The sequence below is a fragment of the Amycolatopsis sp. cmx-11-32 genome (assembly GCF_047608695.1).
In the GTDB taxonomy this organism is placed as follows: domain Bacteria; phylum Actinomycetota; class Actinomycetes; order Mycobacteriales; family Pseudonocardiaceae; genus Amycolatopsis.
Genome location: NZ_JADNQN010000022.1, coordinates 1 through 17417 on the forward strand (window position 1 = coordinate 1; position 17417 = coordinate 17417).

Annotated in this window: 1 protein-coding gene; it reads left to right on the forward strand. The window is 70.8% G+C overall.

From position 1 onward, the window contains the following. Positions 1–17408 (forward strand): amino acid adenylation domain-containing protein (locus tag ACM6LR_RS37800; RefSeq protein WP_414945499.1); only part of this gene is annotated, 17408 nt, incomplete at its 5' end. Between the last annotated feature and the right edge of the window lie 9 nt (positions 17409–17417).

The window sequence follows — 17417 nt, forward strand, 5'->3', positions numbered from 1 at the left end:
TGGGTGTGGTGGGTGAGTTGTATGTGGCTGGTCCGCAGTTGGCGCGTGGTTATGTGAATCGTGCGGGTTTGACCGGTGAGCGTTTTGTGGCGTGTCCCTTCGGGTCCCCGGGTGTCCGGATGTATCGGACGGGGGACCGGGGCCGCTGGAACGCCGACGGCCTGCTGGTGTTCGCGGGCCGCGTGGACGATCAGGTCCAGATCCGCGGGTTCCGGGTGGAGCCGGGTGAGGTGGAGGCCGCACTGGCGGCGCATCCCGACGTGGCACAGGCCGCGGTGCTCGCGCGGGAGGACTCTCCTGGTGATGTCCGCCTGGTGGGCTACGTCGTGCCCAGTGCCGAGGCAGGCGCCGACGATCTGCCGGACGTCGTGCGCGGGTTCATGACGGGACGGTTGCCGTCGTACCTGGTGCCTTCCGCGGTGGTGGTGCTGGAGGCGCTGCCGTTGACCGCTAACGGAAAGCTGGATCGCGCGGCACTGCCCGCGCCGTCCTACACCGCCGGTGGTGGCCGCGCTCCGGCCGGCATCGAGGAGGAGCTGCTCTGCCAGGCGTTCGCCGAGGTGCTTGGTCTGGGGCGAGTCGGTGTGGATGACGACTTCTTCGTGCTGGGTGGTCATTCGTTGTTGGCGGTGTCGTTGGTGGAGTGGTTGCGTCAGCGTGGTGTGTCGGTGTCGGTGCGGGCGTTGTTCACGACACCGACCCCGGCTGGATTGGCCGCTGTCGCCGGGTCCGGTTGGGTGGAGGTGCCGTCGAATTTGATTCCGGATGGTGCCACCGAGTTGACGCCGGAGATGCTGACGCTGGTCGACCTGACCGAGGACGAGGCCGGCCTGGTCGCGGCGGCGATTCCGGGCGGGGCACCCAACATCCAGGACGTCTATCCGCTGGCGCCGTTGCAGGAAGGGATTTATTTCCACTATCTGCTCGCCGGTCGTGACGGCACCGACGTGTACGCCACGCCGACCGTGCTGGCCGTCGACACCCGGGATCGCCTCGACGGCTTCCTCGTGGCGTTGCAATGGCTGGTCGACCGGCACGACATCTACCGCACGGCGATCCTGTCCGAAGGGCTTCCGCACCCCGTGCAGGTGGTCACCCGGCACGCCCTGCTGCCGGTCGAGGAAATCACACTCGACCCCCACGGCCCCAGCCCCGTGGACCAGCTCCTGGCCGCGGGCGACCGCAGGATGGAACTGGCCGATGCCCCGCTCATCCGGGTGTATGTCGCCGCCGATCCGGCGGGCGGCTGGCTGGTGCTGCTGCGCATCCACCATCTGATCCAGGACCACACCAGCTTCGACGTGATAGTCGCCGACCTTCAGGCGTTTCTCACCGGGCGGGCAGGCGAATTGCCGCCGCCGGCGCGTTTCCGCGATTTCGTCGCGCAGACCAGGGGCGGGGTGTCCCAGGCCGACCACGAAAGCTATTTCACCGAACTGCTCGACGGCGTCACCGAAACCACCACACCGTACGGCCTTTTGAACACGTATGGGGACGGCGAGGCGGCCGCGCTCGGCCACCGGCGGGTGGACGACACCCTGGCGGCGCGGACGCGCGAGGTGGCACAGACGCTCGGCGTGAGCCCGGCGACACTGTTCCATCTGGCATGGGCACGCGTACTCGGCGCGGTTTCGGGACGTGACGACGTCGTGTTCGGCACGCTCCTGTTCGGCCGGATGAACGCGGGCGCGGGTGCCGACCGCGCGCCCGGACTGTTCCTCAACACGCTTCCGGTGCGGGTGCGCATCGCCGAGGCGAGCGTGGGCGAGGCACTGGCCGCGATGCGGGGCCAGCTCGCCGACCTGATGGTCCACGAGCACGCGCCGCTGGCGTCGGCGCAGGCCGCGGCCGAACTGCCAGGTGGCAGCCCGCTGGTCACGTCGCTGTTCAATTACCGGCACAACCAGGAGGAGCCCGAACCCGGCGAGGGCATCGACGGTATCCGGACGGTCTTCACCCGGGAGCACACGAACTACCCGCTCCACGTGTCCATCGACAACGACGGCCCGGGTTTCGCGATCACCGTGAACGCCGTGGCACCCGCCGACCCCGACCAGGTCTGCGCGCTTCTGCACACCTGTCTCGGAAACCTGGTCACCGCGCTGACGGCGGCCCCGGAGACGCCGTTCACCGGAGTCGACGTGCTCGACGCCCCGTCCCGGCGACGGCTGCGGGTGGACTGGAACGACACCACCGTGGCCGTTCCGGACGTTTCGGTGCCGGAGGCGTTCGCGGCGCAGGTGGCCCGCACACCGGAAGCCGCCGCTCTGGTGGCCGGTGACGTGACGCTGGGGTACGCCGAGCTGGATGCCCGCTCGGACCGGTTCGCGCGAGCGCTGGTGGCCTCCGGGGTGGAAGCGGAGTCGCCGGTCGCGGTGCTGATGGACCGGTCACCCGAGCTGGTGGTGGCGCTGCTGGCGATCTTCAAAGCCGGCGGGGTGTTCGTGCCGCTGGACGTGGGCTGGCCGGCCGCGCGGATGCGGGCGGTGGTCGAGGATTCGGGTGCCGCGTCGCTGGTGATACACGAACCGACGGCGGGCCACGAGTTCTTGAACGGGCTGGCGCTCCGGACGATCTCCGTCGATGCCGCTGCCGATGCCGATGCCGATGCCGATGCCGCCGTGCTGCCCCGGCCGGGCCCGCCGGGACAAGCCGCCTACGTGATGTATACCTCCGGCTCGACTGGCGTGCCGAAGGGCGTGGTGACCACGCATCGAGACGTGGTGGGCTTGGCGAAGGACCGGTGCTGGGGATCGCCGTCGCGAGTGTTGTTCCACGCGCCGCACGCGTTCGACGCGTCGTCGTACGAGTTGTGGGTGCCGTTGTTGTCGGGCGGGACCGTGGTGGTGGCGCCGGTCGAACGGGTGGACGCGACCGTGCTGCGCGGGCTGATCACCGGGCACGAGCTGTCCCATGTGCACCTGACGGCCGGTTTGCTCCGGACCCTCGTCGACGAGGATCCGTCCTGCTTCTCCGGCGTGCGGGAGGTGTTGACGGGCGGCGACGTGGTCCCGGCGGACGCGGTGCGGCGGGTGCTGGAGTCGAACCCCGGCGTCGCGGTACGGCATCTGTACGGTCCGACCGAGGTGACGCTGTGCGCCACCCAGCACGAGGTCGGTGCAGCCGATGAGATCGACGGTGTCCTGCCGATCGGGCGGCCGTTGGAGAACACCCGTGTCTACGTGCTGGACGACAAGCTCGACGTGGTGCCCGCCGGGGTGGCCGGTGAACTTTACGTCGCCGGATCGGGCGTCGCGCGCGGCTACCTGAATCGTCCTTTGTGGACAGCGGAGCGTTTTGTGGCTTGCCCGTTCGGTTCGGGCGAGCGGATGTACCGGACGGGCGATCTGGTCCGGTGGTCTTCGGACGGTCGTCTGGTGTTCGTCGGGCGCGCGGACGAGCAGGCCAAGATCCTCGGGTTCCGGGTGGAGCCCGGCGAAGTGGAAGCCGTCCTCGCCGGGCATCCGGCCGTCGCGCGGGCCGCCGTGCTGGTCCGCGAGGACGTGCCGGGCGACAAGAGGCTGGTCGCCTACCTGGTTCCCGCCGAGCCGGGCACCGCGGTCGGTGTCACGGCGCGCGCGTATACCGCCGAGCGGCTGCCGGAGTACCTGGTTCCGTCGGCGTTCGTGGAGCTGGAGACCCTTCCGCTGACGGTCAACGGGAAGGTGGATCGTGCCGCGTTGCCCGTGCCGGAGTACTCGTCCGGTATGGGTCGTGCTCCGGCGAACGCCACGGAAGAGCTGTTGTGCCAGGCGTTCGCCGACGTGCTCGGTCTTCCGTCGGTCGGGATGGATGACGATTTCTTCGAGCTGGGCGGGCATTCGCTGCTGGCTATCCAGCTGGCGAGCCGGGTGCGCGTGGTGCTGTCGGTGGAGGTGCCGCTGCACGCGCTGTTCGAGGCACGGACCCCGGCGAGCCTGGCAGCGTCGGCCTCGCTTGGTGTCCCCGACCGGACGGCGCTGGTGGCGCGGGAACGGCCGGAAACGCTGCCGTTGTCGTTCGCGCAGCGCCGGTTGTGGTTCTTGGCCCAGTTCGAGGGGCCGAGTCCCAGCTACAACATCCCGTTGACGTTGCGTCTGACCGGGTCTTTGGATCGGGTGGCTTTCGCGGCTGCGTTGCGTGATGTGGTCGGGCGGCACGAGGTGTTGCGTACCGTGTTCGCGCTGGCTGACGGGGAGCCGTATCAGCGGGTGCTTTCGCTGGACGAGACCGCCTTCGCGCTGGACGTGGTCCAGGTGACGGCCGGGAACCTCGACGAGACGATCGCCGAAACGGCGGGACACGCGTTCGACCTGACCACCGAGGCCCCGGTGCGGGCGTCGTTGCTCGCGGTGACACCGGAGGACCACGTCCTGGTCCTGGTCGTGCACCACATCGCGGCGGACGCGTGGTCGATGGCGCCGCTGTCGCGCGACGTCGCCGCGGCCTACAAGGCGCGGCTGCGGGGCACGGAACCCGCGTGGACACCGCTGCCCGTGCAGTACGCGGACTACGCGCTCTGGCAGCGCGACCTCCTCGGCGACGAGGACGATCCGGAAAGCCTGCTCTCCCGACAGGTCTCCTACTGGCGTGACACCCTCGACGGGGTACCAGAGGAGCTGGACCTCCCCGCCGACCGGCCACGGCCCGCCACCGCGTCCTACCAGGGCTCGCTCGCCTCGATCGAGATCCCGGCCGGACTGCACCGCCGCCTCCGGGCGGTGGCACAGGACAGGGGAGTGACCCTGTTCATGACGGTGCAGACCGCGCTGGCCGCGGTGCTGTCGCGGCTGGGCGCGGGGATCGACATCCCGATCGGTGTCGCGGTCGCGGGGCGCACCGACCAGGCGCAGGACGACCTCGTCGGCTTCTTCGTCAACACGCTCGTGCTGCGGACCGATCTGTCCGGAGACCCGACGTTCGCCGAGATCCTCGGCCGGGTACGGACCACGTCGCTGGCCGCCTTGACCCACCAGGACACCCCGTTCGAGAAGCTCGTCGAGGAGCTGGCGCCTGCCCGGTCACTGGCCAGGCACCCGTTGTTCCAGGTCATGCTGACCCTGCAGAACACGGGTGGGCCGGAAGGCGGGCCCCCGGTGACGCTGCCCGGCCTGCGGATCGGCGCGCTGCCCGTCGACGGCGTGGCGGCCAAGTTCGACCTCGACGTGTCGATGGGCGAATCCTTCGACGCGGCAGGCGCGCCCGCCGGGATGGCGGGCATGCTCATCGCGGCCGCCGACCTGTTCGACCAGGACACGGCCGACCGCCTCGCGAGCTACCTGGTCAGGGTCCTGACCCTGCTGGCCGACGACACCGGCGCGCGGCTGAGCACGGTGGACCTGCTCGATCCCGCCGAGCGCCGGTTGGTGGTGCAGGAGTGGAACCACACCGACGCCCCGCGACCGGCCATGCTCGTGCCGTCGGCCTTCGAGGCACGGGTGGCGAGTACGCCGGACGCGCTCGCGGTGCTGCACGGTGACGGTACCCGGCTGAGCTACGCCGAGGTGAACGCGCGGGCCAACCGGCTCGCCCGGCTGCTCGTCCGGCACGGCGTCGGGCCGGAGTCGTCCGTCGCGGTGTGTCTCCGCCGCTCCGCCGATCTGGTGGTGTCGCTGCTGGCGGTCCTCAAGGCCGGGGGCGCCTATCTGCCGGTCGACCCCGGGCATCCGGCCGAGCGCGTCAGATACCAGTTCGACGACGCCCGTCCTGGGCTCGTGCTGACCGATCTGGACACCGAGCTCGCCGATCACGGGCCGGACCGGATCGTGGTCGACGATCCTCGTGTCGTGGCGGAACTCGCGGCACTGGACGACGGCGATCTGACCACCGCGGAGCGCCACGGGCCCCTGTTGCCAGGCCACCCGGCCTACGTGATCTACACGTCGGGCTCCACCGGGCGGCCCAAGGGGGTCGTCGTCCCCCACGGCGCCATGGCGAACTTCGTGGCGGCGATGAGCGTGCGCTTCCCGATGGGGACCGCGGACCGCTTGCTGGCCGTCACGACGGTGTCCTTCGACATTCACGTCCTCGAGCTGTACGTGCCGCTGCTCGCGGGCGCCGGGGTCGTGCTGGCGGAGGACGCGGCCGTCCGGGATCCGGCGGCGGTGGCCGAGTTGATCCACCGGTTCGGTGTCACGACGATGCAGGCGACCCCGGCGCTGTGGCAGGCACTGCTGACCACACACGCCGAAGCCGCGCGCGGGCTGCGCCCACTGGTCGGCGGCGAAGCTCTGCCAGGGGCGCTGGCCGTCCGGCTGGCCGAAGCGTCGGCGGGCACGGTCACCAACCTGTACGGCCCGACCGAGGTGACGGTGTGGGCGACCGCGGCCGAGGTCGACGGGAAAGGCCCCGGCAGGGTGCCGATCGGCAGGCCGATCGCCAACACGAGGGCGTACGTACTCGACGGCACGATGCGGCCGGTCCCACCCGGCGCCGTCGGTGAGCTGTACCTGGCGGGCGTCCAGCTCGCGCGTGGCTACCTGGGGCGTCCGGGGGCGACGGCGGAACGGTTCGTGGCCTCCCCGTTCGGCAAGGACGGTGAGCGGCTGTACCGCACCGGTGACGTGGTGCGATGGCGCGCGGACGGCGAACTGGAGTTCCTGGGGCGTGCGGACGACCAGGTGAAGATCCGCGGGTTCCGGATCGAGCTCGGCGAGGTCGAGGCGGTGCTGGGCGCCTGCCCGGACGTGGACCGGGTCGCGGTGGTCGCGCGTGAGGACGTGCCGGGCGACAAGCGGCTCGTCGCCTATGTGGTGGCCACCGGCGACGAGCCTTCCGGGGCGGTGCGCGCGTACGCGTCCGCACATTTGCCGTCGTACATGGTGCCGTCCGTGGTCGTGCCGCTCGACGCGTTGCCGCTGACGCCGAACGGGAAGCTGGACCGCAAGGCGCTGCCCGCACCCGGCCCCACGACGGACGCCGGTGCGGGCAGGCTCCCCGTCGGTCCTCGGGAAAAGTTGTTCTGCGCGGCGTTCGCCCACGTTCTCGGTCTCGACGAAGTCGGGGCCGACGACGATTTCTTCGCGCTGGGCGGGCATTCACTACTGGCGGTGTCCCTTGTGGAGTATCTCCGCACGCACGGCGCCGAGGTGTCGGTGCGGGCGGTGTTCGAGCAAGCCACCCCGGCGGGGATGGCCGCGGCGGTGGGTCCGGACCAGGTGGTGGTGCGACCGAACCTGATTCCGCCCGGTGCCGCCGAGATCACCCCGGAGATGCTGACCCTGGCCGAGCTGACCGAGGCGGAGATCGCGACGGTGGTCGAGGCCGTGCCGGGCGGCGCGGCCAACATCGCCGACGTGTACCCCCTCGCGCCACTGCAGGAGGGCATGTTCTTCCACCACTTGATGGCCAAGGGCGACGACGCGGACGTCTACGTGCTGCCGACCGTGCTGCGTTTCGGCTCGCGAGCCCTTCTCGATGGTTTCCTCGCCGCCCTGCAGCGGATCGTCGATCGGACCGACATGTACCGGACGGCGGTCGTCTGGAAAGGACTGCGCGAACCGGTGCAGGTCGTGTGCCGTACCGCCGAGTTGCCGGTGGACGAAGTCGTCCTCGACGGCGCCGGTGACGCTGCCGAGCAGCTGATGGCCGGCGCGGGGGCCGGGATGGCGGTGGACCGGGCGCCACTGATGCGGGTACGGGTCGCCGTCGAACCGGTCACCGGGCGCTGGGTCGCGTTGTTGCTCATCCATCACCTGGTCCAGGACCACACCGCGCTGGACGTACTCCTGGACGAGGTGCGCGTGATACTCGCCGGGCGGGCCGCGGAACTGCCCGAGCCCGTACCGTTCCGCGAGTATGTGGCGAGGGCGCGGTTCGGCGTCGCGCGGGAGGAGCACGAGGCCTACTTCGCCGAGCTTCTCGGTGATCTGACCGAGCCGACCGCTCCGTACGGGTTGCTCGACGTGCACGGAGGCGGCGACGCGGTGACGCGCGCCGACCGGTGGGTCGACGACGCGCTGGCTCAGCGGGTGCGCGGGCTGGCACGCTCGCGCGGAGTCAGCCCCGCCACCGTCTTCCACCTGGCGTGGGCTCGGGTCCTCGGCACACTGGCCGGTCGTGACGACGTGGTGTTCGGAACCGTCCTTTTCGGACGGATGAACGCCGCGGCCGACGTGCGGCGGGCGGCCGGGCCGTTCATCAACACGTTGCCGGTACGCGTCCGCCTCGACGCCACCGGCGCGGGCGCGGCCCTCTCGGCCATGCGGGGCCAGCTCGCCGGGCTGATGGTGCACGAACACGCGCCGCTCACGGTCGCGCAGGCGGCCAGTGGCGTGCCGGGCGGTCTCCCGCTGTTCACGTCGCTGCTCAACTACCGCTTCACGGCGGCCCCGGACGAGGACGGGGAGAAGGACCGTGACGACCCCGTCGACGGCATCGAACTGCTGGCGTTCCGCGAGCAGAGCAACTACCCGCTGACGGTGTCCGTCGACGACGTGACGGACCGGTTCCTGCTGACCGTGGACGCGCTCGCCCCGGCCGATCCGGAGCAGGTCTGCGAGTTGCTGCACGCCTGCCTCGACAGCCTGGCCTCCGTGCTCGAAGAAGACCCCGGTACGGCGCTTTCGGCGGTCGAAGTGGTGCACGCCGCCGAGCGACGGCGAGTACTGGACGCGGGCACCGGGCCGGTCCGGGAGTTGCCGCAGGTGCCACTCGGGGACCTGTTCGCGGCGCGGGTGGCCGAGACGCCGGACGCCGTGGCGCTCTCACGCGGGGACGTCGAACTCTCGTATCGGGAGCTGGACGCCGTCACGAACCGCTTGGCGCGGCTGTTGATCGCGCGGGGCGCCGGGCCGGAATCGGTGGTCGCGGTGGTGCTGGAGCGATCGCTGGAGCCGGTGATCGCGTTCCTGGCGATCGTGCGGGCGGGCGCGGCCTGCCTGATGGTCGATCCCGCTCTGCCCGCCGACCGCGTCGGCCTGATGTTCACCGACGCCGGTCCGGCGCAGGTGCTGACGAGCGCCGGCTGCCGGTCGGTGGTGCCGGACGGCGTGCCCGTGGTCGTGCTGGGGACTCCGGAGGTCGAGGCGGAGCTGGCGCGCCTGGATGACGGCGCGGTCACCGACGCCGACCGGGTCGCCCGGTTGCTGCCGGACCACCCGGCGTACGTGATCTACACCTCCGGCTCGACGGGACGGCCGAAAGGCGTGGTGGTCACACACCGCGGCCTGCCCTCGCTGGCGCTGGCCCAGATCGAGTCCTTCGCGCTGGACGGCGCGTCCCGGGTACTGCAACTGGCCTCGCTCAGCTTCGACGCGTCGGTCATGGAAATGGTCATGGCGTTGTCGTGCGGAGCGACGCTGGTCGTCCCGGCGGCGGCGGGACCGCTGGCGGGGGAGGAACTCGCCGAGGTGCTGCGGACGGAACGGATCACCCACACGCTGATCCCGCCGAGTGTGCTGGCCACCGTGCCCGAGGAGGTGGGCGACGCACTGGTCACGCTGGTGGTTGGCGCCGAGGCGTGCCCGCCGGAGCTGGTCGGACGCTGGACGCCGGGACGGCGGATGGTGAATGCCTACGGCCCGACCGAGATCACCGTGCTGTGCACACTGAGCGACGAGCTCCGTCCCGGCGAACTCCCGCCCATCGGCCGTCCGATCGGCGGCGCCCGGACGTACCTGCTCGACGACAGGCTGGTTCCGGTACCCGCCGGTGTGCAGGGCGAGTTGTACGTGGCGGGCCCCGGTGTGGCACGCGGCTACGTCGGCCGCGCGGGGCTGACCGCCGAGCGGTTCGTGCCCTGCCCGTGGGGCGGCCGGATGTACCGGACGGGCGACCTGGCCCGCTGGGGCGCGGACGGTCAGCTGGTGTTCCTCGGCCGCGCGGACGACCAGGCGAAGATCCGCGGGTTCCGGATCGAGCCGGGTGAGGTCGAGGCCGTGGTGGCCGAGCATCCGGCGGTGCGCAGGGCCGCGGTCGTCGTCCGCGAGGACGTCCCCGGCGATCGGCGACTGGTGGCGTACGTGGTGCCGGGCGAGGACACCGGTGAGCAGGTGGGAACGGTGCGGGCGTTCGTGGCCGGGCGCCTGCCCTCGCACCTCGTGCCGTCGGCGGTCGTATCGCTGGACTCGTTGCCGCTGACGGTCAGCGGGAAGCTCGACCGCGCCGCGCTGCCCGTCCCCGGCTACACCGCCGGTGAGGGCCGGGCACCGTCCGGTGCCCGCGAAGAACTGCTGTGTGGCGCGTTCGCCCAGGTACTGGGGCTGCCGTCGGTCGGGATGGACGACGACTTCTTCGCGCTGGGCGGGCATTCCCTGCTCGCGATCCGGCTGGTGAGCCGGGTGCGCGCGGTGCTGGGCGTCGAGCTGCCCCTCCGGGCGCTGTTCGAGACACCGACCCCGGCGGGTCTCGTCCGCGGGCTCGTCGAGGCCGGGCCGGGACGGGCCGCGCTGGCGGCGCGGAAGCGACCGGCGCGGGTGCCGTTGTCGTTCGCGCAGCGGCGGTTGTGGTTCCTGCGGCAACTGGACGGCCCGAGCGCCGCGTACAACGTTCCGGTGGGCCTCCGGCTGTCCGGAGAGCTGGACAGGGAGGCGCTGGAGGCCGCGTTCCGCGACGTGATCGAGCGCCACGAGGTCCTGCGGACAGTGTTCCCGATGCAGGATGAGGAGCCGTGCCAACGGGTCCTGCCGATCTCCGACACCGGGTTCGAGCTGCGTTTCGCGGAGGTGTCACCGGAGGACCTCGACGAAGCGGTGGCCGCGGCGGCCGGGTACGAATTCGACCTCGCCACGGAGATCCCGCTGCGGGCCTGGTTGTTCGCCACCGGCGCGGGGGAGCACGCGCTCGTGCTGGTGGTGCACCACATCGCGGGTGACGCCTGGTCGATGGAACCGCTGGCCCGTGACCTCGCGGCGGCCTATGCGGCCCGTCTCGAGGGAGGCGAACCCGCGTGGTCGCCGCTGCCGGTGCAGTACGTCGACTACACACTCTGGCAACGGGACCTGCTCGGTGACGAGCACACCGCGGGCACGGTGCTGGCCGACCAGGTGGCGTACTGGCGAGACGCCCTCGCGGGGGCGCCGGACGAACTGGAGCTGCCCGCGGACCGGCCGCGGCGGGCCGAGGCGTCACACCGCGGCCACGAGCTGCCGATCCTGGTACCGGCCGAGGTCCACGCGCGGCTGCTGGAGCTGGCGAGGGCAGAGGGCGCGACGGTCTTCATGGTGCTGCAAGCGGCGCTCTCGACGTTGTTGCACCGCCTCGGCGTTGGCACCGACGTCCCCATCGGGGCCGCCGTCGCCGGGCGGATGGACCAGGCGCTGGACGAGCTGGTCGGCTTCTTCGTGAACACTTTGGTGATCCGCAGCGACCTGTCCGGCGACCCGACGTTCCGTGAACTGCTCGCGCGGGTGCGGGCCGCCAGCCTGTCGGCGTACGAGAACCAGGACGTGCCGTTCGAGAAGCTGGTCGAGGAGCTGTCCCCGACACGGTCGCTGGCCCGGCATCCACTGTTCCAGGTCATGCTCACGGTGCAGAACACCGCCGGGGCCGGCGGCGGATCGGCCGCCGGGTTGCCGGGCCTGCGGACGGCCCCACTGTCGATGGGCGCCGCGGCGTCGGCCAAATTCGACCTCGACCTGAGCCTGGGCGAGACCTTCGACGAGTCCGGTGCCCCGGCTGGGATGCACGGCTCCCTCACCGCGGCCACCGACCTGTTCGACGAGTACACGACCGGGCGGCTCGTCAGTTACCTGATCCGCGTCCTCACCGCGGTTTCGGCCGACGTCGAAGTCCGCGTGAGCGCGGTGGAGATGCTCGATCCGGCCGAATACCACCGGATCGTCGAGGAATGGAACGACACCGCTCGCCCGGTGCCGGATCGCCTGGTGCCTACGCTGTTCTCCGAGCAGGCGGCGCGGGCGCCGGAGGCGACGGCGGTCGTGGGCGACGGGATCGAACTGACCTACGGCGAGGTCGAGGCGCGGGCGAACCGCCTGGCGCGCCGGTTGATCGCCCAAGGGATCGGGCCGGAGTCGGTGGTGGCCCTGGTGCTGGGGCGTTCGCCGGAGCTGGTGATCGCCGTACTGGCGGTGCTGAAGGCGGGGGGCGCGTACCTGCCGATCGATCCGGACCAGCCCGCGGAGCGCATCCGGTTCATGATCGAGGACGCGGCCTCGGCACTGGTGCTGGACGCGCCGGGCTTCGTGGACGAGGCCACGGCTTACGCGTCCACCCCGGTGTCCGACATAGACCGGATCGCGCCCCTGTCGCCGACCCATCCGGCGTATGTGGTTTATACGTCGGGGTCGACGGGGCGTCCGAAGGGTGTGGTGGTTACGCATGAGGCGTGTGTGAGTTTGTCGGTGAGTCATGAGCGTTATGGGGTGGGGGCTGGGAGCAGGGTTGCGCAGTTCGCGTCGGTGGGTTTTGACATGTTTTGTGAGGAGTGGCTTTTGGCGTTGTTGTCGGGGGCCGCGTTGGTGATTGTGCCGTCGGATCGGCGGTTGGGGGGTGAGCTGGCCCGGTTTTTGGTCGAGGAGGGGGTGACGCATGCGACGTTGCCGCCGGCGGTGGTGGCGACGATGCCGGGTGATGTGTTGGATCCGGGGTTCGTGTTGGATGTCGGGGGTGAGGCGTGTCCGCCGGAGTTGGTTGAACGTTGGGCTGGCGGGCGCACGATGTTCAACACCTATGGTCCGAGTGAGGCGACCGTCGATGCCACGGTGTGGCGCTGCCGTCCCGGTCTCGAACCGGGGACCGCGGTCCCGATCGGCCGCCCCATCGCCAATACCCGCGTCTACGTACTGGACTCCGCGCTGCGACCCGTCCCGACGGGCGTGGTCGGAGAGCTCTACCTGTCGGGCACGAGCCTGGTGCGCGGGTATCTCGGACTGCCGTGGATGACCGCCGAGCGGTTCGTGGCGTGTCCGTTCGAGTCGGGGGAGCGGATGTACCGGACGGGCGACCGGGTGCGCTGGGACGCCGACGGGCAGCTCGTCTTCGCGGGCCGCGCGGACGATCAGGTGAAGATCCGCGGGTTCCGGATCGAACCAGGTGAGGTCGAGGCCGTGCTCGCGGCGTATCCCGGGGTGTCCCAGGTCGCGGTGCTCGCGCGGGAGGACTCGCCCGGCGATCCGCGGCTGGTGGGTTACGTGGTTTCCGACGAGGGCGTGGATGTCGGCGGGCTGAAGACTTTCGTCTCGGAGCGGTTGCCGTCGTACCTGGTGCCGTCGGCCGTGGTGGAACTCGAGGCGCTGCCACTGACCGTCAACGGCAAACTGGACCGGAGGGCGCTGCCGGCGCCCGCCTACGCGACCGGTTCGGGACGCGTCCCCACCACGACCGAAGAAGAGCTGCTGTGCCAGGCGTTCGCCGAGGTGCTCGGGCTGCCGTCGGTCGGCGTGGACGACGACTTCTTCGCGCTGGGCGGGCATTCCCTGCTGGCGGTGTCGCTGGTGGAGTGGCTGCGGCAGCGCGGTGTGTCGGTGTCGGTGCGGGCGTTGTTCGTGACGCCGACACCCGCGGGGCTGGCCACGGCCTCCGGGCCGGAACCGGTGGTCGTCCCGCCGAACCTCATCCCGGCCGGGGCGACGCGGCTCACGCCGGAGATGCTGCCGATGGTCGAGCTGACCGAGGCGGAGGTCGCCCGGCTGGTGGAGCAGGTGCCGGGCGGTGCGGCGAACGTGGCGGACGTGTACCCGCTGGCACCGTTGCAGGAGGGCATCTTCTTCCACAACCTGATGGTCGGCCACGAGGGCACGGACGTGTACGTGACGCCCGCGGTGATCGAGTTCGAGTCGCGGCAGCGGCTGGACGAGTTCCTCACGGCCATGCAGTGGGTGGTGGACCGGCACGACATCTACCGCACCGCGGTCATTTCGGACGGGCTCCCGGAGCCGGTACAGGTGGTGGTGCGTAACGCCGAGCTGCCGGTCACGGAGGTCGAACTCCGGCAAGGGGAGCAGGATTCCTCCGAAGAGCTGACCGCCGCCGTCCGCGACTGGATGCCGCTGGACCGGGCACCGCTCCTGACCACGCACATCGCCGCCGATCCGCGGGGCGGCCGATGGCTGTGCCTGCTCCGGGTCCACCACTTGCTCCAGGATCACACCGCGATGCAGGTGATGCTCACCGAGCTGCGGGCACACCTCGATGGCCGGACCGATCAGCTGCCGCCGCCGCTGCCGTTCCGGGAGTTCGTCGCGCAGGCGCGGTTCGGAGTGTCGCGGGAGGAACACGAGCGGTACTTCGGCGAAGTCCTCGGCGACGTCACCGAGCCCACCGCTCCGTATGGGCTGACCGAGGTACACGGCGACGGCACGACGACGGGGCAGGCCGGCCTCCGGGTGGACGAGGCGCTGTCCGGGCGGCTGAAGGAGATCGCGCGATCGCTGGCGGTGAGCCCGGCGACGGTGTTCCACCTGGCGTGGGCGCGGGTGCTGGCGGCCTTGTCGGGCCGTGACGACGTGGTGTTCGGCACGATCGTGTTCGGCCGGATGAACTCGGGCGCGGGAGCCGACCGGGTCCCCGGCCTGTACATGAACACCCTTCCGGTGCGGGTCCGGCTGGCCGGGCTGTCCGTCGGCGAAGCGCTGACCGGCCTGCGGAACCAGCTCGCCGACCTGATGGTCCACGAGCACGCGCCGCTGGCGCTCGCGCAGGCGGCCAGCGGCCTGTCCGGCAGCCCGCTGTTCACCTCGCTGTTCAACTACCGGCACAACCAGGAGGTGTCCAGTGACGAGGCGGAGTCGATGTACGGAATCGACCTGGTGTCCGTCCGCGACCTGACCGACTATCCGCTCGGCGTCGCCATCGATGTCGACAGCAGCGGCTTCACGATCGCCGTGGACGCGGCGGCTCCCGCCGATCCCGACCAGGTCGCCGCGCTCCTGCACACCTGCCTGGACAACCTCGTCACCGCGTTGGCGGACACTCCTGGCACACCGTTCTTCGCGGTGGACGTGCTGGGCGAGGCCGAGTCGGCCGAGCTGGTCGAGAGGCGCAACGACACCTCGGTCGCAACGGCGGATGTCTCGGTGCCCCAGGCGTTCGCCGATCGCGTGGTCGCCGAGCCGGAGGCGGTCGCGGTCGCGGGTGCGGGTTTCCGGCTCACTTACGGTGAGCTGGACGAGCGTTCCGATCGGCTGGCGCGGGCGTTGGCGGTGGACGGGACGGAACAGATCGTCGCCGTGCTGCTGGAACGAACGGCCGATGTGGTCGTGGCGTTTCTCGCGGTGCTGAAGGCGGGCGGGGTGTACCTGCCCCTGGACCCGTCGTGGCCGGTCGCCCGCATGCGTGCGATCGTGCGGGACGCGGGCGCACGGTCAGTGGTGGTGAACGAGGCGACGGCCGGCCACGAGTTCGCTCGCACGACCGACCTGCCTCGGATATCGGCCGATCTCGACGGGGATGCGGACGACGGGGTCGTGCTGCCGCCGGTGTCTCCGAGCAGCGCGGCGTATGTGATGTACACGTCGGGTTCGACTGGTGTGCCGAAGGGTGTGGTGGCGACTCACCGGGATGTGGTCGGCTTGGCGAAGGACCGGTGCTGGGGTGTGACGTCGCGGGTGTTGTTTCATGCGCCGTACGCGTTCGACGCGTCGTCGTACGAGTTGTGGGTGCCGTTGTTGTCGGGCGGGACCGTCGTGGTGGCACCGGACGAGCGAGTGGACGCGGAGGTGCTTCGGCGGTGGATCTCCGCTCACGAGGTGTCGCACGTGCATGTCACGGCGGGGCTGCTGCGGGTGCTGGCCGAGCAGGATCCGGCTTGTTTCGCGGGTGTTCGTGAGGTGCTGACGGGTGGGGATGTGGTTCCGGCCGAGTCCGTGCGGCGGGTGCTGGAGTCGAATCCCGGTGTGGTGGTGCGGCAGCTGTACGGTCCGACCGAGGTGACGTTGTGCGCCACCCAGCATGAAGTCGGTGACCCTGACGAGGTCGATGGTGTTTTGCCGATCGGGAAGCCCTTGGACAACACCCGGGTGTACGTCCTCGACGGTGCGCTGAACCCGGTGCCGGTCGGGGTGGCCGGAGAACTGTACGTGGCCGGTGCCGGTGTCGCGCGTGGCTATGCCAACCAGGCGCCGCTGACGGCGGAGCGATTCGTGGCCTGCCCTCACGGGGGACCCGGTGCGCGGATGTACCGCACCGGAGACCTGGTCAGATGGTCCCAGGAGGGGCCGCTGGTGTTCGTCGGGCGCGCGGACGATCAGGTGAAGATCCGGGGGTACCGGGTCGAACCCGGCGAGGTCGAAGCCGTCCTCGACGGATATCCGGGTATCGCGCACGCCGCGATCGTGGTGCGTGAGGACGTTCCCGGGGACAAACGGCTCATCGGGTATCTCATCCCGCAGGAGCACACCACCCCCGACGATGCCGCGGTGCGTGACTACCTCGCCGAAAGACTCCCGGACTACCTGGTCCCGTCCGCGTTCGTCCACCTCGACACCCTGCCGCTGACCGGGCACGGCAAACTCGACCGGAAAGCACTGCCCGCGCCCCAGTACGCTACCGAAGCGGGCGACGGTGGGGCGAACAACGGTCCTCTCGCCGTACTCGAGCAGGCCGTGTGCGAGACGTTCGCCGAGGTGCTCGGGCTCCCCGAGGTCGGGGTGAACGACGATTTCTTCGCTCTCGGCGGGCATTCGCTGCTGGCGGTCGCCCTGGTGCAGCGGCTGAAGCGCAAGGGCATCACCACCTCGGTCCAGGACGTGATGGCCGCCCCGACCCCGGTCGCGCTGCTGAACACGCTCAGCCTGTCGTCGGTGCGGGGCTCGCTCGGCGTGCTGCTGACCATCCGCGGCGACGGCGACCGGCCACCGCTGTTCTGCGTCCACCCGGCGGGCGGGCTGAGCTGGTGCTACACGCCTTTCGCACAGCATGTGCCGCCGGAAGTGCCCGTCCACGGCCTGCAGGCCCGCGGCATCGACGGTGAGACCCCGCTCGCGGGTTCGGTGGCGGAGATGGCGGACGACTACATCGAGCAACTGCGCGCGGTGCGGCCGACCGGCCCGTACTACATCGTCGGCTACTCCTTCGGCGCCACTCCCGCCCACGAGATCGCCGTGCGGCTGCGGGCGCTGGGCGAGGAGGTCGCCCTGGTCGTCATGGACTCGTTCCCGCTCGCCGAGATCGTGCGTGAAGCGGATGACGCGGACGACGGTGACGAGCCGTGGGAGGAGGTGATCCGGGCGGAGTTCGGCCACCTGCTCGGCGGTTTCTCCGACGAGGAACTCGCCGTCTTCGCGCGGATCTTCGAGAACAACACCCGGATCAGGGCGGCGCACCCCACCGGACGGTTCGACGGCGACACGCTGATCCTCACGGCGACCGACAACGCGGCGGAAGACGGCCCCCTCCGGGCACGGTGGGCCCCCTATGTCTCCGGCGCGCTGACCGAAGTGCCCATTCCGTGTGAGCACGCGGACATGGTCCGTCCCGACATGATGGGCCTGGTCTGGCGGGCGATCGCGGCTTGGCTGGAATCGCGATGACCGAAGGAA